The sequence below is a fragment of the cf. Phormidesmis sp. LEGE 11477 genome (assembly GCF_015207105.1).
Classification (GTDB): Bacteria; Cyanobacteriota; Cyanobacteriia; order Phormidesmidales; family Phormidesmidaceae; genus Phormidesmis.
This window is the reverse complement of sequence record NZ_JADEXO010000012.1, coordinates 51,981-73,187: the sequence shown is the minus strand read 5'-3', so window position 1 is coordinate 73,187 and position 21,207 is coordinate 51,981. Positions and strand designations below refer to the sequence as shown.

The window sequence follows — 21,207 nt, the reverse complement described above, 5'->3', positions numbered from 1 at the left end:
TATTTAGTGAGGGGAAAGGCCGCTAAAGAAAGGACAGATCAGCCGAAGAATGGGGATCAATTCCTTGGACATTCATTTGTGTATCTATTTGTGTGTCTCTTGTATGTCTATCTTTGCAGCAAGTGAGTTCTTTTACTTTCGTTCGCCCGGCTACAGTCTGTTTGTTCTTATGCTGTATTGTTACTTCTATGGTGAGTTTGGCCACATCAGTCACGATCTCATCAGTCACAGTAGCTTAATAATCTACTAGCTGTCTTAGGGCCTGAGCATGACTTTTCCGATTCTTGACGTTCGCGATCTCTCGATTGTCTTTCCCACTAAAACAGGCGCAATCAACGCAGTAAAGTCGGTTTCTTTTTCGATTGAACCCGGACAAACGCTGGGACTGGTCGGCGAATCAGGCTCGGGTAAATCAGTCACGTCTCTAGCAGTAATCGGCTTGCTAGAGGGTAATGCTCAGATTTCTGGCGAGGTCTGGTTTTGCGATTCAAATACGCCTAATGCTAGGCCAGTAGATCTGCTCAAGCTCTCAGTTGAAGAGCGCCGCCGATATCGAGGCCGACTGATTTCGATGATTTTTCAAGAGCCGCTCACCTCGCTTAATCCTGTCTATACCTGCGGCGACCAGCTCATAGAAGCGCTCCGGCTACATCAGGGGCTAAGCGGCAGCGCGGCAGAAGCCAAGGCGATCGCACTATTTGAAGAAGTCAAACTGCCTGAACCCAAGCATGTATTAGGCCGCTATCCGCATCAGCTTTCTGGTGGGCAGCAGCAGCGGGTAATGATCGCGATCGCCTTAGCAGGCAACCCCGCTGTCCTGATTGCCGATGAACCCACCACGGCCCTAGATGTCACCATTCAATCCACCATTCTCGATCTGCTCAGAGACTTGCAGGCAGCTAGAGACACCGCCATTTTGTTCATCACTCACGATATGGGCGTCGTCTCTCAAATCGCCGATCGCGTGGCGGTCATGTACAAAGGTAATCTAGTCGAGATTGCACCCGTATACGACCTATTTGCCAATCCTCAACATCCCTACACCCAAGGATTGCTAAACTGTCGGCCCAGACCCAATAAGCAGCTACGCCGGCTGCCTACCGTCAGCGATTTTATGACAGTCGATGAAAACAAAGAGATTACCGCCACTGTTCGCACAGACGCGCAAAGAGCCGAACTGCTCGCAGAAGTCAGCCCGGCTGAAGTAGAACAGCATCGCACCCAGCTATTACAGCAACCACCACTGCTGACAGTCAAAGACTTGACCAAAGGATTTCCAGTCAGTCACGGCTTTTTTGCGAAGAAGACAATGTTCCGGGCCGTAGATAACGTTAGCTTTGATGTCTACCCAGGTGAGACTTTAGGGCTGGTAGGAGAATCAGGCTGTGGAAAATCTACCCTGAGCCGCTGCCTGTTGCGTTTGATTGAGCCCACTTCGGGTTCAGTCAGCTTCGACGGTAAGTCTGTTCTAGATCTGAGCAGCGATCAGATGCGACGACTGCGACGCGAAATGCAAATTGTCTTTCAGAATCCCTATGGATCGCTAGATGCCCGGCAGACCATCGGTTCAGCGATTATGGAGCCGATGCGAATTCATGGACTGGGCGGCGATGAAACGCAAAGGCGATCGCGCACAGCCGATCTGCTAGAGCGAGTCGGGCTTGACGGTAGCGCCATGAATCGGATGCCGTTTGAATTTTCCGGCGGGCAGCGGCAAAGAGTGTGCATCGCCAGAACCCTAGCCTGCGAGCCTAAGTTCATTATCTGTGACGAATCTGTTTCGGCGCTAGATGTCTCGGTGCAGGCGCAGGTGCTCAATTTATTGAAAGATCTACAGCAGGAATTCAATCTCACTTATATTTTTATTTCTCATGACTTAAGCGTGGTGAAATTTGTCAGCGATCGCATCATCGTGATGAACAAAGGCCGGATCGAAGAAATCGGCCCGTCTGATGCTATCTACAACTCACCTCAAAAGCCCTACACCCAGCAGCTAATCGCAGCCATTCCTGACGCTAAACTCGAAGATATTCAGCAGCGACAAAAGGTTTCCGCGTAGGTTTTTTTGCGTAGGCTCAAGAATATTGAGGCCGTCATCCGACAGAAAAACTTCCCCGTCGCAGATGAAGTGTCGGCTTGTTCTTTCACGCTACGCAGCAGGCCATTGACCAAGCGTTCGCTTAGCTGCTTTAACCTTTGTGCTGCTTGCTATACTTTAGATGGTGGTTTGCAAACAGTAGTACATATAGCGTTCATTACCAAGGCATCATTGCCACACTGACCGAGTCGCTTAGGCAAAGCGGTAATAGTTAGATGACTACGTTGCTGCTAGAGATACGTCGTAAATTCGCTGAGGAGCAGTTCGAGTTCTCTAAACATGCCGTCGATCAATCTATCTTGAGGCAAATTCGAGTTCAAGAAATTAGGGAGGCGATCACGAACGGACAAGTCATTGAGGACTACCCAGAAGATAAGTACGGACCAAGCTGCCTAATTTTCGGCTCAACACAAGCACAACGTCCTATTCACGTTCAGTGTAGTTATCCTTCTCGTTCGCTCGTCAAAGTAATCACAGTGTACGAACCCAACCCGCAGCAGTGGAATAACGACTTTACTCAAAGGAGACGTAGTGGCAATGACAAGTAATTGGCAAGAGACACTGGTTGAGAAGCAGGTGACGTACACCTTGAACCTGAATGGCAAGATTATTCTGATTGATAACGTGCCTGCTCGTGTGAATGAAGAAACGGGCGAGCAGTTTTTCTCTCCATCAACCGTAGAACGCTTACAACAAACGGTTATGAACGAGAAAGAGCCTGACCATTTCATTCAGGTTCCTGTGTACAACTATTCAAACAATGCAGCGTAAGCGCAACGGGCTGATAGAGCTTATTATACTGATTCAACACCGTCGAATCCTCTCAAAAAGTCTTAGATCTTCTGAGAGGATATTTTTGAAACATTGACTGAGACATACTTTTTGCAGAGTCTCATAATTCATAAATTCCAAGAAGATCAAACGTACTATTTTTGAGCATTCCTGCTGGCACGTAATGCGTCAACTTCTCTGCGTCAACAAACTATGGCTAAGACCGTATGTACTACTGGGTGAATGATTGGGCAAACGCGGAAGGGGAAGGCTTGCAGGTCTGATCAATGAGCTTCCAGGCTCTCCCACATTTTTTTCGGTTTCTCTAGTTCATCATCTTTTTCTTTTTCAACTTCTTGCCTTCCAACTTTTTGCTTTCCAGCCCCTAACATAGGGGCGCTCTACATACATTGCGAAAGCTTGGATAGAAAGGCATAGTCCTATTATCAAGTATGCATAGCCGCCTATCACAATAGCAGCACCGAATCCTGGGGGAATTTGAAGGTTGAGTAGCTTTGCGAGAGCCAATTGGCTTATGTGCAAAACAGTTGGTGGAATCAAGAGTGGTACGAAAAGCAGGCCAATGGCATCAAGGACGTAAACACGTTTGTAGCGATTCACCATATAGATGAGCGGTGCTGCTAGTCCTTGAGGTATAAGTACCAGTGCCAGAGACGCTTTGAAAACTAGATCGCTACGAGTTAAGGCAGCCGCAACTGAGACACTTACTAGAACAGTTGATATCACAGCGGCAGCGGCTAGCGACTGTACAAGCGTGACCACTCCACTAATCAGAATGTCGCGCCAAGTAGTCTCGTACATGCAATGGAGCTTTGGTAATAGGCTACTGCCATTCTGCCCTAGCTTAGAGGTGATAACCTGATTGACTGACAAAAAGTTTATTCAGGTATTAGACGACACTAAGGAAGGGCAGTCAAGCGCCAGACGACAACTACCTTGTGGCTCTTCCGAGCTTCTGGTGAAGCGACGCAAATAGTAGAAAACTATTGAAGTCATTAGCTTTGAGACTGTACTGAATTTTGTGTAAGCGATCTAGACTCCAATCAACTCAGGAGATGATCGCATCGCAGAATAGTGTTTCTTAAAGAACTCAATTAAAGTATCAAAGAATTCCTAATCATCTAACCCCACTAGATGGTATTCCACTATTCCATCTGCTACGGACATATGCTTTATTATGACGTTGCTAGAATGGTTCATAGTCCGAGTCGCCTGTTCACGCTTTGTCGAGATCTCTACGAGCTACTAATAATCTCTTGAGATATTTGGTCGGAAGTAGGATTTGAGACTCCTCATCTAAAGAGGGATTGGGGGTTTAGGGGTACTGTCGGACAGCGATTTAGTCCGAGCTAAGCCATCATTTATAATCATAGGTTCCTGCGCGAATGCCCCCGCCGATCCAAGAAGCACAGAAAAACCATAGTAAAAGAGTGCGAGCTATCTTAGCGTGTCCAGAAAAAAGTAGATCGATAGCATAGTTCCAGTGGCGATTACAAAACGCCTGATCAGAACTGTAGACACTCTTCTGGCGAAATATGCGCTGCTGTATCCACCTGCCGAAGTACCCATCGCCACCAGCGCTGCATAGGGCCAGTTGATAATATTGGCAAAAACAAAGTAACTCAGTGCAGCCGCATTGATACACAAGGCCATCCAGACTTTGACAGACTGCAGCGTTTGTAGACGGCCCGGATTAGTCAGCCTCAGCAAAGTCAGCATCAAAATGCCTGCGCCACCGCCGAAAAAACCACCATAGATAGAAACCAATCCCTGTCCCCAAAGCAACAGTGGCTGCTTAAGCAAAGGCAATTCGTCGGCTACCATAGCGCTTTCAGGCTGTTTTGATGACCTGCTAGAAGTATTTCTAGAAATATTTTTAGCGAGCGCAGAGATCTGCGGGGAAAGGGCGAACAAAAGCGTTCCTATTGCGACTAGATAAGGCACAACAATCGCAAAGCCTTCATCCGAAAAAGTCAGCAGCAGCCAGGCTCCCAAAGCGCCGCCTGCCAAGCTAGCAATAGTCACTGGCCATAGCCGTTTTGAAACAGATTTTAGCTCTGAGCGATAGGCAAAACTGCTCGCCAACATGCCCACCCAAATGCCAGCAGCGCTAGTTGCATTGGCGCTGATAGGAGAGATGCCAGTCAGTACCAACGCTGGAAAGACTAGCAACCCGCCGCCACCTGCGATCGCATTAATTCCACCTGCTGCGATCGCTGCTACCAATAAAAACGCTACCTCAAACGCCATCAAGTCATCCTTTCAAGAAGTCGCACCTATTGAAACCGCCCTACTCAACCCGTCGCACTCAAGCCGCACACTCAACCCGTCACGCTCAGACGGTCTCAAGCTCCAGCGCTGATAAACTTCAACAGAAATTGAACACTATACCTTTATCGCAATCACTCTCAAACGTCTGTAGTCAGCGACCCAAACTCCATCTTGATATAGCTGTGGTACCTTCGTTTCGACCTGTCGCACTAGCCTGGTCCACTCTTCAGCAGACAAATGCTGAAAAAACCGCTGACCGAACATAGTTAGCCAACCTGCCAACCCAGACGCTCCTAGCGGCGTAGGCCGATCGAAGATATGCGCGTAGGTCACACTCAGGCCAGCCGCCTCCAGCAAAGCAACATACTCACCTAGTCCTGGAAAATACCACGGGTTAAGATTCGCTTCGCCGCTAACCTCTTCTAAAGCCGTCAAGATAGTCTGTACGTTGCCCTTCCCCCCTAGCTCTGCGACCAGACGCCCACCCGGTTTGAGCGCTTCCACAATGTGCTCAACAGCCGCCTCAGCCTCAGATACCCAGTGCAGTACAGCGTTAGAAAATACCGCATCTACAGGAACTGAAAGCTGAAAACTATCGGCGCTATCAGTCCAGAAAGAGAGACTAGGATAGTTGGCTTTCGCCTGAGCGATCATCGCTGGGTCGCTATCAATTCCTAATGCAATAGACCCGTGAGTTGCGATCGCCTGCGTAAGCTGACCAGTGCCGCAGCCCAGATCCAGAATCCGTTCCCCTGCCTGAGGAGCAAGCTGTGAAATCAAACTTTCGCCATACTGCCAAACGTAGTCAAATTGTTCTTGATAGTTCGTAGCGTCCCAAACAGCACTTGACATAAATAAAATCTCACAAACGATAGGCAGTACGTACCAGTAGTAGGCCACTAACAGCCTATCCATACACCTTTCAATTATCCAGCATATTCATTGAACTCGTTAGCCACCGCTCAAGAAAGCCAGGCCAAATTACCTGACAAAGTTCCATAGACTTAAATCAATACAGAACTGAAAATCAATAGAAATATAGATAAATAGCACTTATACCTATTGACTTTTTGTTTTATAGGTACGTCAAACTTATGTTACATTGATTTACATACGGACGAACGCGCTGCCGCCTCACCTTCCTCGGTAGGTTCCTAATCTCAACTCGCAGCGAAATGACACTGTTGTCTATGCGTCCAATGCACACCTACACAAGGAAGTCCTAAAAATGGCTGTTGTTATAGCACTCGTAATTGCTGGTTGGCTGGTTGCATTTGCACTAGGCGCACAGGCTGGTTTCGACAACGAGCCAACCGTGGCTGAACCTACCCTTATTACCGAGTCTGCAGTCGAACCAGTGAGAACGGTATCCGTCTCATAAAATTATTTTTCTGAGTCTGTAAAGAGCAAAAGCTGCTTAGCGGTTTTTGCTCTTTTTAATGCAAAATCTATCAATATGAAATCACTCTTAAATCTGTTCAATACGGAAGCGTACTAGCTCCAATAAGACGTAAAACCTTCGGCACTAAGGCGGCGAATAGCGCGTTCAATCAATACTTTGTTCTGAAAGCAGCTACCGGATAAAACTATCTGAGAGTTGTTGCTTCGATGAGCAATCTCTACCACAATTTCTACTAGCGTATTGTGGAACTTTGCAGCAATTATGGGCGTCATCACAGCATTACGACAGTCTTCCACAATAGATTGAACGGTTTTTCTCCAATCGATTAAACTAGGTCGGTGGCCAACAACAGTAAAGGGATAAATACTTCTAGTAGAAGACTGCGTAGCGGCAAACTCCAGCGTCAATGCGGCCTGGCCTTCAAATCCTACATAGTGATGCAAATTAAGTAGAGAGGCAACGCCATCAAACATGCGTCCTACGCTAGAAGTGGGTGATGTCTCAATCTTTTGAGTGAGCGTTTTTTGTAAGGTAGCTAGCTGTGAGCTTGTGAAGAACTGCATAGGGGGTAAATCTATCATTTCAAAAGCAGCTTCCCCATAGCAACCGTAGAGCAAACTCAATGCTGATAGCCGAGGCTCTAAGAAACAGCTATCTCCTTTAGGCAGATAGTAAGGTAGAAACAGAGCAGTCCGATCGAAGCCGTATTGGGTAGCACTTTGGCTTGGCTGTAAAAATTCTCCACCCCAAAATGCGCTGCCTTTGCCGTTGCCGTTGCCATCCCAAGCGACTCCTAAAATCGATCCTTTGAGCTGATGCTTTGCCATACAAGAGAGAATATGGGCGTAGTGATGCTGTGAAGGCGTCAGCGGCACGCACTTAGCTTCGGCGTTAAGAGGCGTTTTCACAGATGAAACAACGGATTTTCTAGCAGATTCGAGCGATCGCGACGAATTAAGCTGGGTAGGATGGCTGACCATGGAAAATCTGTCTCCTTAGCGACAATATTTGTCATTTTGAAAAAAGAATATGAAAATTCTATGTGATACCGCAGGACTGAACGGTGATAAAGCTCTAAAATATTACCTTTGATAGGTAGAGGCGTTAGCTTCAGTAGCAGCGAGCACCCCTATAGAGAGAGTGGCAGCTATACATATTGATCGAGCCGCTAGCTACAAGATTACAAGACTTAATGATTGCCTCTTTGAAAATGTATGAGCGTAGTTGTTAATTTATGTTAAGTTTAAGTAACAAATTCCAAAAGACGATCTAACTAAGAGCCAGCCTTTCTTTTATAGCCAGTAGCTGAGCATGCTTAGTCACATGGAATTTGTCGTCGAGTTGGCTGCTCGACTCTTCACATGCTGTACTTAACTAAGCTTTATGCCATACACCATAGACGCCGCTCGCAATATATTTCCTAGCACCCGCTCTGCTGATGATATTCCGGCTACCACAGCGCGATTTAATCAGCTGAACGCAGAAGACCAGCTAGCCCTCATCTGGTTTGCCTACCTAGAAATGGGCAAAGGCATCACCATCGCAGCACCAGGCGCTACAAACATGCAGTTTGCTGAGCGCACACTGGACGCTATCAAAAACATGTCGCCTTTGGATCAGTCGCAGACGATGTGCGATCTGGCGAACAGAGCAGACACCGAAGTCTCTCGCACCTATGCCACCTGGACACCCAACCTGAAGCTGGGGTTTTGGTATCAGCTAGGTGAAATGATGGCGAATGGCCAGGTTGCCCCTATTCCCGAAGGCTACAAGCTTTCTGCCAATGCCAACGCTGTTTTGCAATCCATCAGAGATCTAGAATCTGGGCAGCAGATTAGCGTTTTACGCAATTGTGTTGTAGATATGGGCTATGACACCAGCAAAATGAGCGGCTATCAGAGAGTCTCAGAACCAGTCATCGCGCCAAAATCGGTCGAGCAGCGCACGCCAGTCTCTATCGAGGGCGTCGCTAACGATACCGTGCTGAAGTATATGAACAACTTGAACGCCAACGATTTTGATGCGCTTCTTGAGCTGTTCGCTGCAGATGGTGCGCTGCAGCCGCCCTTTAGAAAGCCGATTGTTGGCAAAGAAGCCATCCTCAAATTCTTTAGAGAAGAGTGTCAGAATCTGAAGCTGATACCCGAGCGAGGAACGGAGGAAGCACCAGAAGATGGCTACACACCTATCAAGGTAACAGGCAAGTGTCAGACGCCCTGGTTTGGTGCCGCCGTCGGTATGAATATTGCCTGGAGGTTTTTGCTAAACCCTGATGGCAAAATCTTCTTTGTTGCCATCGACTTGCTGGCTTCTCCTAAAGAGCTGTTGAATCTAATTCGCTAATACAGCGTTACCTTTGGTTCAGATCATAAGTTCGAATAGTTAATCACACAGCTAGCTGTCAGATGCGAGTCATCTTTCAAGCAAAGCGATTGAAAGATGACTCATAACTTTCATTTTTTTATTTCTAGATAATGCAACAGACTGATATTCAACAGACCGACATTCAATGGAGTGAGACAGAAAAAAGCATTGCTTTAGACGCGCTCAAGAAAGCCTATAGCCAAGAAGTTGAAGCGCTGCTCAAAACAATCCGAGAAAGTGCCAGTGCAGTTGCATTGATTGAAGATGCTTGGCGACTGCACGATTTTTTGAGTGCTAAGCGTCATGAAATAGACGGTCGATACGACGATCGAGAAGCTTTTCTGCTATTTACGCTTTCTCAACTAGTTAAAGATGGCTTGCTTGATATTGCCGAACTGACAGGGTTAGCGAAAGAAAAACAGGCTAAGGTAAGGGTTCTTTCTCGAATGTAGCTCCTTTGTAATGTGACTCTCCTGTATAGAGCAATGAGAGTCATGGACTACCCTTTCTTTCAGCACTGCTTTCAACATGGCTATCAAAGTTATTTACAGTGAAGATGCAGATTGGGTTCTAAATGCGGCAAGGGAGTTTCTAACTGCCTCGCCGATAAGACACAACCTCGTTCTAACACTATTAAATGCTCGAACCGCTCAGTTTATGCCCGGTCGATACTGGCTAGCAACCAACGACGACGATACTGTTATCGGTGTAGCATTCCAGTCGCCGTTAGACTTCCCGATAACCGTTACACCTATGAGCGCGGAAACCATTGTTGCTGTTACTGATGCGATCGCAAAAGCTAAAGTGAGTCTGCCTGGGGTAAACGGTGAAGCCGCAACGGCAGCTTGTTTTGCAGGACAGTGGACTGAACGCTGTGGTCTGGCGGCGACGCCTTTTCAAGGACAGCGTATCTATGAAGCAACCGAAGTAGAAGAATAGCAGCGACAGAGCGCTGTCTCAGACAGGCAGATGTTAGCGACTTAGATAAGCTTACTCAAGTCCGTCGTACGTGTTTAGCGTAACTGCGAAGAATGCAAGATTATTTGGTGGCTGAGCGGAGTCGAAGCCAGGACCTAGCCAGCGATCTCAGTCGCGATTCAGGCATCCTTCGACTCCGCTCAGGGCTTGGTTTCCGCTCTTTCTATAAAAATACGCTAAACACCTACAGTCCGTCAGCAAATTGCTGCTGGGTAGTCTCTATTTTTTGTCAGTTTTCACAGAATCTGGAAATTTCTTTGAGTTCGGAAATACTTTTCCTAGAACGTCGTAATAGACGAATAGATAAGTCGCTACTACAATCAGTGCAGATCCACCTACCAAGGTGAAAATCCCTAGCAGCGCAGTCTGTCTAGCCGACATTATTAGAATCATCATCTGCCTCTATCAACAATAGAGAAGCGAGCATTAAACAAGAGGAAGCTAAAAACGAGAATGAAAGTGCCCCTGTAAACAGGGCTAGCGTAGGAGTGAAAGTCACTTCATAGCCACCTACTCTTACAATATTACCTGGAGCATCTATTACTAGCATAAAAACAATACTGAGGAAAGAAATCAGCGCCAGCGAAACGCCTGAAAGCACTTTTGAGATTGTCTTGATAATCTCAAAAGTGCTTTCAGCTTGAGTAAACATGCGGTTTGGGCTTGTGGATATTCTCTACTAAGCAGCTATAGTCTTTAATACCCCTCTGACCTTGGCATCACTCACCCGATCTGTTACAAACGCCTTACCGATTCGCTCTGGCAGCACAAAACGGACTTTGCCCTCTTTTACCTTTTTGTCACTTCTGAGTGCAATTAGAATCTCTTCAATATCGATAGCTTTGGGTAAGTGAGTCGGTAGCTGAGTTTTCTCTAACAGGACTTGCTGCCTTTGAGTTGCCGCTTGGTTCCAGGCGCTTTCAGTTACGGCTTCAGCAATTTTTGCAGCAGCGACCATGCCGATACCAACCGCCTCACCGTGATTGATTCTGCTGTAGCCTGTCAGACTTTCCACCGCATGACCGACCGTATGGCCATAGTTCAAAATGGCGCGGATGCCAGCTTCTTTCACATCTTGGCTGACGACATCAGCTTTAGCTTGGCAAGAGTGAATCAGCATTGTTTGCAGCAGTTCATCACTGACTTTGTTGTAGTCATCTAGCCGCTCAGCCGCTTCTAGCTTTTCAAATAGCGGCTGGTCCCAGATCACGCCGTACTTAATCACTTCCGAAACGCCCGCTCGAAACTCTCGAACAGGCAGCGTTTCTAGCACTTGTGGATCGATCAGGACTAGCCTAGGTTGATGGAATGCGCCGATTAGATTTTTGCCTTTGGGATGGTTGACGCCAGTTTTACCGCCCATCGAGGCATCGACCATGGCCAAAAGAGAGGTCGGCACTTGAACCACTGAGATACCGCGCAGCCAGGAAGAGGCAGCAAACCCGGTCATATCTCCGATGACGCCGCCGCCGAGGGCGATCATGGCAGAACTGCGCTCTAGTCGATTTTCGTAGGCGGCGTCATGGATTTCGGCGATGGAGGCCATGTTTTTGTACTGTTCACCTGCTGGCAGAATGCAGTGAGAAACGCTGTAACCTGCCTGAGTGAGGGATGCGATCGCCCGCTCTCCATACAGATCAAACACCACCGGATTCGACACGACCAATACCTTTTGCCCTGGCTTCACCAATGGCCCATCTCCAGCTGCTAGCCAAGCACCTAAATAGTCCAAACCACCCGGTGCAATCCTGATGTCATAAGCGTCTTGGGGAATGTTGACGCGGATAGTTGTCTTCATGGCCGTTATTCGAGTCCGTTTGGGTGAGCTGATGTGTCTTTGCTGTAATGTTAAGCTGTGCAATCCTTGTGTAAAGGTTTGTGTTTCAATTGAAAGGTATCAAAAAACCAGTTTAGGAGATAACTATGGGCGCAGTAATTTACGTGGTGTGGCTAGCTGTACTATTTGCAGCCTCTATGGGCCTTTACTTTGGCCTGCGAGCAGTCAAGCTAATTTAGACCTTTAGAGACAGTTGGTTACGTTTAATCATTAGAAAACAACTAGAAAGGGATAGGAATCGAAGACGCGCTTGTATTTTCCTGTCCCTTTTGCACGAGTAGCAATAGGTAGAGACTGGTTTAAAGGTACTTTTGAAGCAATAAAGATAGTTTTTCTTTGGTGGCTTCGGGTGCCTGGTCTAAAGGCGTGATGATGGCGAATTTCAGAGCAGAATGCGCGTCCGATGCTGGCGGGTTCTCGTCTAGCTGTCGCACGATTTCTTGGATGACCTGCTGAGCATTCACCGCATTTTTTTGTAGATTGCCGATCACCATCTCTACGGTGACGCTGTCATGATCGGGGTGCCAGCAGTCATAGTCAGTCACCATTGCTAGCGTGGCATAGGCAATCTCGGCTTCCCTGGCGAGCTTGGCTTCTGGCAAATTCGTCATGCCAATGACGGTCGCATCCCAGCTGCGATACAGATTTGATTCGGCTTTGGTTGAAAAGGCCGGACCCTCCATGCACACGTAGGTGCCGCCTCGATGAAGCGTGACGCCTTCAAGGTTTTGGCTTTCTACCGCATCAGCGACTACCTTCGCCAGGTTGTTGCACACCGGATCGCCAAAGGAGATGTGGCCGACGATACCCTCGCCAAAAAAGGTAGAAATACGGTTTTTTGTCCGGTCGATGAACTGGTCGGGCACAACCATATCAACAGGTTTGGCTTCTGCTTTTAAAGACCCAACTGCCGAAGCGGAAATAAGATAGTCGACGCCGAGGGCCTTCATGGCATAGATATTGGCTCGAAACGGCAGCTCGGATGGCGTCAAGGTATGGCCGCGTCCGTGGCGGGCTAGAAACGCGACGGAGACACCCTCAATCTTGCCAACGATCAGCGCATCAGACGGATCGCCAAAGGGCGTTTGCATCCTGACTTCTTGAATATCCGTTAGGGCGTCCATGTTATAGAGACCGCTGCCGCCAATGATGCCAATTTTGACCGGATACTCTACACCTATCGCGCCAGCATTAACCATCAATTTCTCCTATTGGACTGTCAAGAGAAATTCTACCGTTTGCACCCATCTTTAAGTACACACGGGCAGGTATGTTTATTGGTACAAGATTGCCTAATCGCGGATTTCACTGAGGGCAGTCAGATGCCACAACAGGGTCATAAGTGAATTTACGATGGCGCTATCGATGAGACGAGTGAAGCAAGTAGCGATTGGGCTGAGCATTCTGAGCATGGGCTATCTGTGCTCGGTAGTGAAAGCACCTGCCCAGGCTGTAGCTTTATCCGCAGTAGGCACAGGAACTTTAACGCCTGCGGCTACTACACCTGTGGCCGATTCTGACGCTAGCCCCGGTGCTAACTCTGATACTCAAAAAGCCAATCAGCTAGCGGATCAGGGTGTAGAGGCTTTCACCCAGGGCGATCGCGCTACCGCTTTTGACTATTGGCAACAGGCCATGCTGCTGTATCGGGTATTGGGTGATCGCACCAAAGAAGCCCGCATGCTCGAAAATCTCAGCGTTATCTACCGGCTCACCAATCGCCCCGCCGAGGCAGTCAACGCCAGCCTTCAGGCTTTTAACATCTACCGGGAACTAGACATACTCAGCGAGCAGCCGCCCGCCTTTCTAAACTTAGGCAGTGCCTATAGGGCCGCCCAACAGTATACCGATGCGATCGCCATCTACAAAGATGGTCTGCTTCTCTACCAACAAACAAACGACGCTACAGGTGAGCGCATCATCTTAGCGCTACTAGCCGATACCTATGCCGATATCGAAGACTACAGCCAGAGCATTGACTATCAGCAGCAAGTCTTAGCGATCGCCCGCCGCACCAACAATCCTAGAGTAGAATCTGAATCGCTCTCTGCCCTAGGCTATGCGTACTTCATGCTAAGTGACTACGCTCAGTCCGTTGCGTACTATCAGCCCGCTCTAGCTTTGTTTCAGCAGATCGGCGATCGCCCTCAAGAAGTCGCCATCCTCAACAATCTAGGTAGAGCTGCTGACTTGAGTGGCGATACCGAAACGGCTTTGAGTGCCTACCAGCAAGCGCTCACTATCTTTAGAGCCCTAGATCGCCCAGAACAAGAAGCGCATCTACTGGTCAATATCGCTCAGGCCCAAAGGGAGAGCGGTCAGCTAGAAGCTGCGATCGCCTCTTTTCAACAGGTTGTCACCCTCTCTGAAAGCCTTCGCCAGCAGGATCAATCGCTCTTTTCCCCTAGGCTAGAAGCTGCCTATCGCTCGCTGGCCGTATTGCTACAACAGGTTGACAAGCCTCAAGAAGCACAGCAAGTCCTAGGACTGATCTAGGGAGTCTTATCCGGGGTTTGCTCTATGAGACGGGGCTGGGAGTCGGGGCTAGAAGTCGGGGCTAGAAGTCGGGGCTAGAAACCAAGCTATGACTCACCGCTAGATCTTTGCACACGCTTGCCCGACGATGACTGCAAAAGCCACAGTCCGGTATAGGTTAGCCCCGAGTCGTCTGGCCGCACTAGTAAAAAGTGAAGTCCATTGGCCGCAATTTTTCGTTCTGTGAACGTTCGAGCCGCCGCCGCCACAGCTTCGTCTTCAAACGTTGCCAGAATCCATCGATCGATTAATCCTGCTTCTAGCAGTAGCCCATCTGGAACGCCTGCAATATATTGCAGCATCACCGGATCTGCCGACTGTAGCCACTGGGCCAGCATCATCGACTGCCTGCCGCCGTCGATCACGACGCCTGGAATCAGTAATGTGCTAGGCAGACCCAAGTGGATGGGCATCAGCTCGGGGGCAACCGATTGAATTGGAATGGGCTCGTAGCTCAACCTTTGCAGCTCTTCTATGCTGATGGCGGCAAACTGCCACCCTTCACCCATCAAATGGTCGGCAACCGGAACTGGCGCGGGGCGTTCTAGCGCGATGGGTTCATAAGCCTCTTTGGTGTAGCCGTCTAGATTTGGATACCAAGCGGCTCGCTGCTGTAGCCACTGTTTAAGAACAGGCACGTCGCGTTTGGGCCAGACGTCAACTGGCAGATCGCGGCAGGCAACTTCGACAATGCTGACAGCCTGCGGGCGAAAGATCTCTATGTGGCTAGGCCAACTGCCAGCATGGCCTTTAGCAATCTCTAGCTGCCGTCGTAGCCAAGGCGCATTTGCCTGGCTCTGCGCGCAAAACTCACCATAGGTAAAGCTCAGCGTTTCGTCGCAGATCAGCAGCTCCCAGAGCGGGCTACCCTGACTGTCTTTTAGCGGACGGCGATAGAAGTCGAGTTGCCAAGGCATGGAAGAGGTATATGGAAGAGACAGATAACCGATCGTCTTTTATTCACGATGGGTTTTTGCTTAGGATCGCTTTTCGCTTACGAGACTAGGGCCGCAACGGGTTCGGTCTTGACATCGGTATGGGGAAAATATTGCTGGTCTACGTATTGCGCGACCATCCGATCGGTGTTGAAAAATGGCGCGATGCTGCTGATTGAAGCTTTCATCATCCGCAGCCAGCCGGGAGAAATGCCGCTGTGATCACGCTTGTAATACAGCCTAGCAATATCACGCTCTAGCAAGTTGTAAATTACTTCTGCATCTCTAGCATCTTGGGCATCTTGGGCGTAGCTATCGGATTCGGGGGTGTTGCCTAGACTAGCGATCGCCGCATCCCCGATCGCCCAGCCATTGATGCCAGGTCGATAGCCCTCACACCACCAGCCGTCTAGCACCCCCAGATTCAAGCCTCCATTGAGGGCAACTTTTTGACCGCCGATGCCTGAGGCTTCTAGCGTTCGCCTAGCCGTGCTTAGCCACAGATCAACGCCTTGCACCATGAGCTTACTGGTGTAGAGATCGTAATTTTCAATAAAGGCAATGCGATCGCGTAAGTCAGGGTGGCGGCTCCATTCCATGATCCGCTGAATAATCCGCTTGCCGCCATCGTCGTCAGGATGGGCCTTGCCAGCAAAGATAATCTGAACCGGGCGTTTCGGATGAGCCACGATCTGAGTAAGATGATGCAGATCTCGAAACAGCAAATCGCTGCGTTTGTAAACGCTGAATCGACGAGCGACGCCTACCGTCAATATATTAGGATCAAGCAGACGCGCCACCGCATTGATATCGTCTTGGGCTTCACCTCTGGCCAAACGAGACTGAAGAATGCGATCGCGCGTATAGGCAATCAATCTCGCCTTCAAAATGCTGTGCCGATGCCAGAGCTGAGCATTAGGAATCGTTTCTACTCGCTTCCACTGGTCAGCGCGGGTCAGCGACTGAGCCCATTCAGGCCCGACATATTTATCAAATAGATCCCCGATCAAAGGCGCTACCCAGCTACGAACATGGACACCGTTTGTAATATGGCTGATAGGCACCGCTTCTACGGGCTGCTGAGGATAGAGATCGCGCCATAGCTGACGAGACGTGTGGCCGTGCCGTTCGCTGACGCCATTGGCTAACTGCGTCAGTCGCAGGGCCATTCTGGTTAAGCTAAACTGGTCATCTTCTTTGCCTAGCTGTCCGAGCGCCAAAATTTGACTAGAAGATACGCCAGTGTTTTGCATGTAGGCAGCAAGGGCCTCGCTGATGTCGCTAGCCGGAAAAGTATTGCCAAAAGGAACTGGGGTATGAGTGGTAAACCGGGCGCGATCGCGGACCACCTGCTGCAATTGTTCAAACTCTAGTCCAGTTTCTTCGCGGGCTTGCCTGGCGATCTCTAGCAGCGCAAACGCTGGATGCACCTCGTTGAGATGATATAGCACCGGCTCTATGCCCAAAGCCTGCAACGCTCTGACGCCGCCAATACCCAACAGCATTGCCTGACCTAGCTGTACAGCAGGATCGCCATTATATAGGTGACCTGTTAGCTCGCGATCGCGTTCGTCATTCTCCATCAAATCGCTATCTAGCAGGTACAGCGTGCTTCGACCCAGCTGCGTTTTCCACACCCGCGCTTTGACCGAGCGCTTACCAATCGCTACCTTCACCGTAATCGGCTGGCCAAATTCATTGCAGACTGCCAACAGCGGCAGATTTTCAATATCGTTATCGACATAGTTTGCCTCCTGCCAGCCGCTACGATTGAGCTTCTGCTGAAAATATCCCTGTTTATACAGCAATCCCACGCCTACTGCCGGCATGCCTAGATCCGACGCCGACTTCAGATAGTCTCCGGCTAATACGCCTAGCCCGCCACAGTAGATAGGCAGCGATTCATGCACGCCAAATTCTATACAAAAATATGCTACCGGATGGTCGCCAGAGACTTCGGGAACTTCGCGGCTTGCCCAGGTTCCTTCGGCGCTCAGATAGTGATCTAGCTGCGCGGCCAGCTTTTCTAGCCGCGTTAAGTACTTAGGATCTTCAGCTATCTGCCAAAGCCGATCGTGAGAAACCTTATTTAACAGGCTCACCGGATTGTGGTTGCACTGCTGCCACAGACCCGGATCAATAGAGCTGAACAGCGATATTCTCTCCGGCGTCCAGCTCCACCAGTAGTTATAGGCAAAATCGGCCAAACGCCTGACGGGATTAGGTAGTTTGGCGCTTAGTTGATTGATCGCGTTCATAATGGTCGAAGTGAAGGGGAAAGCCAGCGGAGCTCACGAGTACATTCGTTAGGGTGAACTCTAGACAAAGTGTCTCTCAATACAAAATACAGAGCTCTCTAGAGAGTAAACCCTTTAGAGCAACAGATTGTCGACTAGTCGAGAAAATTTTCTCTAATTTCCTCGATTGGTAAGCACAGCAGTCAGACTCCATGGTTTCAAGCATTCAAAAAGTCTTTGTCACAAGATTAGAAATTAAGAGATTCAGATAGTCACGGCTTTCAAATAAAACACTTGCACCCGAAGGATTCTTACTCTAAAACATCTCACTTTAGCCATGTGTCGCGTAGATCTACTCAGCAGCAGTTGCATCCGATAAGCTGCTGTTAAAGGCTACTAGCATCGACGGTTGTCATTACGAGCAGCACCGGATACTGCTAACAACGGTTGATGAGCTTCGGATCACAAGGCGGATCGTGCAGCGCTTGCTACGCAAATATCAACCTACACTGCCTTGTCCTAATAAATAAGGGTATTATATTGAATCGCATAAGCTGCGTAGAAAGATTTTCTATCAGGCGGCTACTCCTCTTTCTTCTAACGTACCTATGACTTTTGCTCTTACCCAGTTTGGCGATCGCATGTCTCACCTAACCGGGGTGCGGGCAATTATGAAAGACATCATCGAAACCCTCAATTCCAGTAAGGGATCGGGAAAAGAGTTCATTAACCTCAGCGCCGGTAACCCTGTTATTTTGCTAGAAGTTGAGCAGCTATGGCGTGATTGCACCAAGGATTTGCTAGCCAGCAGCGAGTACGGTGAGGTGGTTTGTCGCTACGGTGCTAGCCAAGGCTACGAACCTCTAATTGAGGCTATTCGAGACGATTTCAACCAGCGCTACGGACTGCATCTGACTTCGCGCAATATTCTGATCACCCCTGGCAGTCAAAACCTTTATTTCCTAGCAGCTAATGCCTTGGGTGGCTACAGCTCTAACGGACAGCTCAAAGACATCGTTCTCCCGCTGAGCCCTGACTACACTGGCTACGGCGGCGTCACGCTATACCCTGAGGCAGTCAAAGCCTATCGGCCTTCTATAGAGCTAGGTAAAGACGCTCATTCGTTCAAGTACCGTCCCGATTTTGATCAGTTAGAGGTCAACGAAAACACTGGGTTTGTCCTCTTCTCTCGCCCCTGCAATCCGACCGGGAACGTTCTCACAGGTGATGAGGTGCAGCAGATTGCCGATCTAGCAGCGCCTTTCGACGTGCCTGTCTTTGTTGACTCGGCCTATGCGCCGCCATTTCCGGCGCTGAACTTTACTGAAATGACGCCGATTTTTGGCGCTAATATCGTTCACTGTCTAAGTCTGTCAAAAGCTGGGTTACCGGGTGAGCGCGTAGGTATAGCAATTGGAGATGAGCGCATCATTCAAATTTTGGAATCTTTTCAGACTAACCTGTGTATTCACTCTAGTCGCTATGGTCAGGCGATCGCAGCTCGGGCCATCCGCAGCGGCGCACTGGCCGATATCGCCAAAAACACCATTCGGCCTCACTACCGCAGCAAGTTTGACGTTCTAGAAGAGACCTTGACCACTAAGATGCCTAGCGAAGTGCCTTGGCGATTGCATCGAGGTGAAGGTGCGATCTTCGCCTGGCTGTGGTTTGATAATCTGCCCGTGAGCGACTGGGAATTTTACAACGAGCTCAAGCACTACGGCGTTATCATCGTGCCGGGCAGCCCCTTCTTCCCAGGACTAAAAGCCAGTCTCAATGGTGAAGATTGGCCGCACATGCGCCAGTGCTTCCGACTGAGTCTAACAGCCACCGAAGACCAGATTGTCACTGCCATCAATCATTTGGCAGCGCTGACTGATCGGGTGTATACCGCTAAGTCAGCTGCGATCGCGGCGATCTAAAAACTCTTTTGGAGCCTGTTTTAAGAAGATCTTCTAGAGAGTCACTTTTAGGCGCGGAGGAAGGAGTTGCTTACTAACAAATGGTGAATAGCGTGACAGATAAAGACTGGTTACTCATTGGCCGCATTGTAGGTGCTCATGGCCTCAACGGGTATGTCAAAGTCTATCCAGAAAGTGATTTTCCTGAACGCTTTGTAGAACCAGGAGAGCGATGGCTTGAGAAGCCAGGTGCTCAGCCCACAGCCGTCAAGCTGACGAGCGGTCGCTACCTCGAAGGAAAAAATACTTATTTAGTCAAGCTAGCAGGCTTCGACTTTCGCGATCAGGCAGAAGATCTGCGAGGGTCAAAGCTAATGGTGCCAGCGGGCGATCGCCTACCGCTAGATCCAGGCGAGTTTCACGTCGATGATTTAATCGGCCTAAGCGTAGTTTTGCAGTCGAACCAAACCGCAATAGGCACCATCACCAATGTCTTCACGACCGGACATGATTTGCTAGAAGTCTCGCTGCCAATAGAGGATGTGCCCTCTTCAAACGAGCCCAATCAAAAGAAAAGCCAAGAAGATCCCGCACCAGAAGCAGCAACAGTATCTTCATCCGAATCCGAGAATCACCCATCGCTACGAGCCAAGGCCGCGCAGAAGTTGCGTCGCAAGGCCAAAAGAGCACAGAAGAAAAAGCGACCTAAGACGTTGCTAATCCCTTTTGTTAAAGATATTGTGCCTGTTGTTGACGTTGCCTCGGGCCATGTAGAGATTACGCCCCCAGCAGGACTGCTCGATCTCGCTTAGCCCACTAATGCTGTGAAGGCGATGGAGGTCAGCTAGAGCAAAGCGCTCTAGTTGAATCATCCAGCTTTTTGCGTAAGCGAAAAAGCATCCTATCGTCTTCTATACGCTGTTCTTTATAGCTTCTTTGCCAGACAGGAGAACCAGGTTCATTGCGAATGAGGTTAATCCTTTTGGCGGTGGCTGCTTTTAGCCCAGCGACAAAAGCACTTAACATAGCTGGCTTACGGCTTTGATCTGTTTGCTTTGTATGCGTGGACTTTAACGAAACTAGAGCGTGTAACGAGTCTGGCTCTAGTATCCACTGATCGAGCGTAATTCCTTTGTAATTAGTCTCTACTTGACGCAGCTCGTCTGCCACAATCTTAGCGAGCGAATGAGGTAGGGGGGCCTGCGTAGAGGACTTTTCCAGCTCAAACAGACTGTTACTATTGTGGGTCTTGAGTCGCACATAGTAGCGGGCAGCCTCGACAGATGATTGGCTGTACTGTAATTTTCTTGTCAACGGACCCCCTGAACCTTCACAAAGTGTCTGATAGTATCGTGCCCAGACTAGTTTTAAAATCACACACTCACTAGCAGATTTATTGGGCGCGAAACGAAGGAAGTCAGCGAGCGGTGAAAGAAAGCTCACCGTAGCAGAAGTCTATCAGCTAGCAAAAACCTAGCCGACAAGGAGGGACTAGATAGTCTCCCTTCTCTTTGTTCCTTGTACCGTTTGTTTGCACTTTCACCAATTGCGCTTTTAACAAACGCATTCATGTAAGCACGTCTTAGTATGGGCAAGGAGAGACTCGAACTCTCACAACCGAAGTCGCCACATTTTGAGTGTGGTGCGTCTACCAATTCCGCCACTTGCCCGATAGGTTTCTCAGTATACAGAACTCGTGTGCAAGTACGCTAGTCAGTTTCTATTTTTCAAATTGCTATCTTGCACACAAGACACTCTACTAAATTCAATTCTTAGAATCCCACAAAGCAAAAAAATTTGTGTGACGCTTGAGAGAGTAAGGAGTGGGCACAGTGGGGGATAGCACCCTCTATATCG

Annotated in this window: 20 protein-coding genes and 1 tRNA gene; 11 read left to right on the top strand and 10 right to left on the bottom strand. The window is 49.0% G+C overall.

Going from position 1 to position 21,207, the window contains the following annotated elements; all coding sequences use genetic code 11:
• Nucleotides 1–268: 268 nt before the first annotated feature.
• The 3 genes from IQ256_RS06175 to IQ256_RS06165 all read left to right on the top strand — a co-directional run bounded on the left by IQ256_RS06175 (nucleotide 269) and on the right by IQ256_RS06165 (nucleotide 2,869).
• Nucleotides 269–2,059: an ABC transporter ATP-binding protein gene (locus tag IQ256_RS06175; protein WP_193854672.1), complete on the top strand. Its 1,791-nt coding sequence runs from the start codon at nucleotides 269–271 to the stop codon at nucleotides 2,057–2,059.
• A 254-nt stretch (nucleotides 2,060–2,313) separates the two neighbouring features.
• The gene (locus IQ256_RS06170) at nucleotides 2,314–2,646 is read left to right on the top strand and encodes a DUF4258 domain-containing protein (RefSeq protein ID WP_193854671.1); all 333 of its coding nucleotides are present in this window, start codon (nucleotides 2,314–2,316) and stop codon (nucleotides 2,644–2,646) included.
• Nucleotides 2,636–2,869: a YgiT-type zinc finger protein gene (locus tag IQ256_RS06165; protein WP_193854670.1), complete on the top strand. Its 234-nt coding sequence runs from the start codon at nucleotides 2,636–2,638 to the stop codon at nucleotides 2,867–2,869. Before IQ256_RS06170 ends, IQ256_RS06165 begins: the two co-directional genes overlap by 11 nt.
• 1,458 nt (nucleotides 2,870–4,327) lie before the next feature.
• Here IQ256_RS06165 and IQ256_RS06160 read toward each other — a convergent pair.
• The gene (locus IQ256_RS06160; RefSeq protein ID WP_193854669.1) at nucleotides 4,328–5,140 is read right to left on the bottom strand and encodes a sulfite exporter TauE/SafE family protein; all 813 of its coding nucleotides are present in this window, start codon (nucleotides 5,138–5,140) and stop codon (nucleotides 4,328–4,330) included.
• A gap of 135 nt (nucleotides 5,141–5,275) precedes the next feature.
• On the bottom strand, nucleotides 5,276–6,013 hold the full coding sequence (locus IQ256_RS06155; protein ID WP_193854668.1) for a methyltransferase domain-containing protein: 738 nt from the start codon (nucleotides 6,011–6,013) through the stop codon (nucleotides 5,276–5,278).
• A 376-nt stretch (nucleotides 6,014–6,389) separates the two neighbouring features.
• Here IQ256_RS06155 and IQ256_RS06150 point away from each other — a divergent pair, with 376 nt between their 5' ends.
• On the top strand, nucleotides 6,390–6,542 hold the full coding sequence (locus tag IQ256_RS06150; protein ID WP_193854667.1) for a hypothetical protein: 153 nt from the start codon (nucleotides 6,390–6,392) through the stop codon (nucleotides 6,540–6,542).
• Between the two features lie 113 nt (nucleotides 6,543–6,655).
• Here IQ256_RS06150 and IQ256_RS06145 read toward each other — a convergent pair whose 3' ends face one another.
• Entirely contained in the window at nucleotides 6,656–7,543 is an 888-nt protein-coding gene (locus tag IQ256_RS06145; RefSeq protein ID WP_193854666.1) for a hypothetical protein, read from the bottom strand.
• Nucleotides 7,544–7,946: 403 nt separating this feature from the next.
• Here IQ256_RS06145 and IQ256_RS06140 point away from each other — a divergent pair, with 403 nt between their 5' ends.
• The 3 genes from IQ256_RS06140 to IQ256_RS06130 all read left to right on the top strand — a co-directional run bounded on the left by IQ256_RS06140 (nucleotide 7,947) and on the right by IQ256_RS06130 (nucleotide 9,866).
• On the top strand, nucleotides 7,947–8,906 hold the full coding sequence (locus tag IQ256_RS06140; RefSeq protein ID WP_193854665.1) for an orange carotenoid-binding protein: 960 nt from the start codon (nucleotides 7,947–7,949) through the stop codon (nucleotides 8,904–8,906).
• 131 nt (nucleotides 8,907–9,037) lie between these two features.
• On the top strand, nucleotides 9,038–9,379 hold the full coding sequence (locus IQ256_RS06135) for a hypothetical protein (protein WP_193854664.1): 342 nt from the start codon (nucleotides 9,038–9,040) through the stop codon (nucleotides 9,377–9,379).
• A 76-nt stretch (nucleotides 9,380–9,455) separates the two neighbouring features.
• Nucleotides 9,456–9,866, top strand: coding sequence for a hypothetical protein (locus IQ256_RS06130; RefSeq protein WP_193854663.1), 411 nt, complete (start codon nucleotides 9,456–9,458; stop codon nucleotides 9,864–9,866).
• Nucleotides 9,867–10,275: 409 nt separating this feature from the next.
• Here the strand turns inward: IQ256_RS06130 and IQ256_RS06125 are convergent, their stop codons facing one another.
• A complete protein-coding gene (locus IQ256_RS06125) occupies nucleotides 10,276–10,557 on the bottom strand; it encodes a hypothetical protein (protein WP_193854662.1) in 282 nt (93 codons plus the stop codon).
• A gap of 27 nt (nucleotides 10,558–10,584) precedes the next feature.
• Entirely contained in the window at nucleotides 10,585–11,703 is a 1,119-nt protein-coding gene (gene aroB / locus IQ256_RS06120; protein ID WP_193854661.1) for a 3-dehydroquinate synthase, read from the bottom strand.
• Nucleotides 11,704–11,828: 125 nt separating this feature from the next.
• Here aroB and IQ256_RS06115 point away from each other — a divergent pair, with 125 nt between their 5' ends.
• Entirely contained in the window at nucleotides 11,829–11,921 is a 93-nt protein-coding gene (locus IQ256_RS06115) for a cytochrome b6-f complex subunit PetL (RefSeq protein WP_193854660.1), read from the top strand.
• Between the two features lie 120 nt (nucleotides 11,922–12,041).
• Here the strand turns inward: IQ256_RS06115 and IQ256_RS06110 are convergent, their stop codons facing one another.
• Nucleotides 12,042–12,941 carry an S-methyl-5'-thioadenosine phosphorylase gene (locus IQ256_RS06110; RefSeq protein ID WP_193854659.1) on the bottom strand — a complete coding sequence of 300 codons (900 nt, stop codon included), beginning with the start codon at nucleotides 12,939–12,941 and terminating at the stop codon, nucleotides 12,042–12,044.
• A gap of 154 nt (nucleotides 12,942–13,095) precedes the next feature.
• On the opposite strand from IQ256_RS06110, the gene IQ256_RS06105 reads away from it, so the two are divergent.
• Nucleotides 13,096–14,238 (top strand): tetratricopeptide repeat protein, encoded by a 1,143-nt coding sequence (locus tag IQ256_RS06105; protein WP_193854658.1) that lies wholly within the window; start codon nucleotides 13,096–13,098, stop codon nucleotides 14,236–14,238.
• Between the two features lie 86 nt (nucleotides 14,239–14,324).
• On the opposite strand, the gene IQ256_RS06100 is transcribed toward IQ256_RS06105, so the two are convergent.
• Together IQ256_RS06100 and glgP are read right to left on the bottom strand one after the other, a co-directional pair.
• Nucleotides 14,325–15,194 (bottom strand): Tab2/Atab2 family RNA-binding protein, encoded by an 870-nt coding sequence (locus IQ256_RS06100; RefSeq protein ID WP_193854657.1) that lies wholly within the window; start codon nucleotides 15,192–15,194, stop codon nucleotides 14,325–14,327.
• Nucleotides 15,195–15,271: 77 nt separating this feature from the next.
• Nucleotides 15,272–17,470 (bottom strand): alpha-glucan family phosphorylase, encoded by a 2,199-nt coding sequence (gene glgP, locus IQ256_RS06095; protein WP_193854656.1) that lies wholly within the window; start codon nucleotides 17,468–17,470, stop codon nucleotides 15,272–15,274.
• A gap of 587 nt (nucleotides 17,471–18,057) precedes the next feature.
• Between glgP and IQ256_RS06090 the strand changes: the two genes are divergently transcribed.
• Both IQ256_RS06090 and rimM read left to right on the top strand, forming a co-directional pair.
• On the top strand, nucleotides 18,058–19,371 hold the full coding sequence (locus tag IQ256_RS06090) for a valine--pyruvate transaminase (protein ID WP_193854655.1): 1,314 nt from the start codon (nucleotides 18,058–18,060) through the stop codon (nucleotides 19,369–19,371).
• Between the two features lie 80 nt (nucleotides 19,372–19,451).
• Nucleotides 19,452–20,162, top strand: a complete 711-nt coding sequence (rimM, locus tag IQ256_RS06085) for a ribosome maturation factor RimM (RefSeq protein ID WP_193854654.1) — start codon at nucleotides 19,452–19,454, stop codon at nucleotides 20,160–20,162.
• A gap of 28 nt (nucleotides 20,163–20,190) precedes the next feature.
• On the opposite strand, the gene IQ256_RS06080 is transcribed toward rimM, so the two are convergent.
• Both IQ256_RS06080 and IQ256_RS06075 read right to left on the bottom strand, forming a co-directional pair.
• Nucleotides 20,191–20,664 carry a hypothetical protein gene (locus IQ256_RS06080; protein WP_193854653.1) on the bottom strand — a complete coding sequence of 158 codons (474 nt, stop codon included), beginning with the start codon at nucleotides 20,662–20,664 and terminating at the stop codon, nucleotides 20,191–20,193.
• A 274-nt stretch (nucleotides 20,665–20,938) separates the two neighbouring features.
• A tRNA-Leu gene (locus tag IQ256_RS06075) sits at nucleotides 20,939–21,020 on the bottom strand.
• Nucleotides 21,021–21,207: the final 187 nt, after the last annotated feature.

Bases quoted from the DNA above. Each gene is read 5' to 3' on its own strand.
- IQ256_RS06150 (WP_193854667.1), top strand. From the start codon at position 6,390: ATGGCTGTTGTTATAGCACTCGTAATTGCTGGTTGGCTGGTTGCATTT.
- IQ256_RS06155 (WP_193854668.1), bottom strand. From the start codon at position 6,013: ATGTCAAGTGCTGTTTGGGACGCTACGAACTATCAAGAACAATTTGAC.
- IQ256_RS06145 (WP_193854666.1), bottom strand. From the start codon at position 7,543: ATGGTCAGCCATCCTACCCAGCTTAATTCGTCGCGATCGCTCGAATCT.
- IQ256_RS06130 (WP_193854663.1), top strand. From the start codon at position 9,456: ATGGCTATCAAAGTTATTTACAGTGAAGATGCAGATTGGGTTCTAAAT.
- IQ256_RS06160 (WP_193854669.1), bottom strand. From the start codon at position 5,140: ATGGCGTTTGAGGTAGCGTTTTTATTGGTAGCAGCGATCGCAGCAGGT.
- IQ256_RS06125 (WP_193854662.1), bottom strand. From the start codon at position 10,557: ATGTTTACTCAAGCTGAAAGCACTTTTGAGATTATCAAGACAATCTCA.
- IQ256_RS06140 (WP_193854665.1), top strand. From the start codon at position 7,947: ATGCCATACACCATAGACGCCGCTCGCAATATATTTCCTAGCACCCGC.
- IQ256_RS06105 (WP_193854658.1), top strand. From the start codon at position 13,096: ATGGCGCTATCGATGAGACGAGTGAAGCAAGTAGCGATTGGGCTGAGC.
- glgP (WP_193854656.1), bottom strand. From the start codon at position 17,470: ATGAACGCGATCAATCAACTAAGCGCCAAACTACCTAATCCCGTCAGG.
- IQ256_RS06090 (WP_193854655.1), top strand. From the start codon at position 18,058: ATGACTTTTGCTCTTACCCAGTTTGGCGATCGCATGTCTCACCTAACC.
- IQ256_RS06175 (WP_193854672.1), top strand. From the start codon at position 269: ATGACTTTTCCGATTCTTGACGTTCGCGATCTCTCGATTGTCTTTCCC.
- IQ256_RS06110 (WP_193854659.1), bottom strand. From the start codon at position 12,941: ATGGTTAATGCTGGCGCGATAGGTGTAGAGTATCCGGTCAAAATTGGC.
- IQ256_RS06165 (WP_193854670.1), top strand. From the start codon at position 2,636: ATGACAAGTAATTGGCAAGAGACACTGGTTGAGAAGCAGGTGACGTAC.
- IQ256_RS06135 (WP_193854664.1), top strand. From the start codon at position 9,038: ATGCAACAGACTGATATTCAACAGACCGACATTCAATGGAGTGAGACA.
- rimM (WP_193854654.1), top strand. From the start codon at position 19,452: ATGGTGAATAGCGTGACAGATAAAGACTGGTTACTCATTGGCCGCATT.
- IQ256_RS06170 (WP_193854671.1), top strand. From the start codon at position 2,314: ATGACTACGTTGCTGCTAGAGATACGTCGTAAATTCGCTGAGGAGCAG.
- aroB (WP_193854661.1), bottom strand. From the start codon at position 11,703: ATGAAGACAACTATCCGCGTCAACATTCCCCAAGACGCTTATGACATC.
- IQ256_RS06100 (WP_193854657.1), bottom strand. From the start codon at position 15,194: ATGCCTTGGCAACTCGACTTCTATCGCCGTCCGCTAAAAGACAGTCAG.
- IQ256_RS06115 (WP_193854660.1), top strand. From the start codon at position 11,829: ATGGGCGCAGTAATTTACGTGGTGTGGCTAGCTGTACTATTTGCAGCC.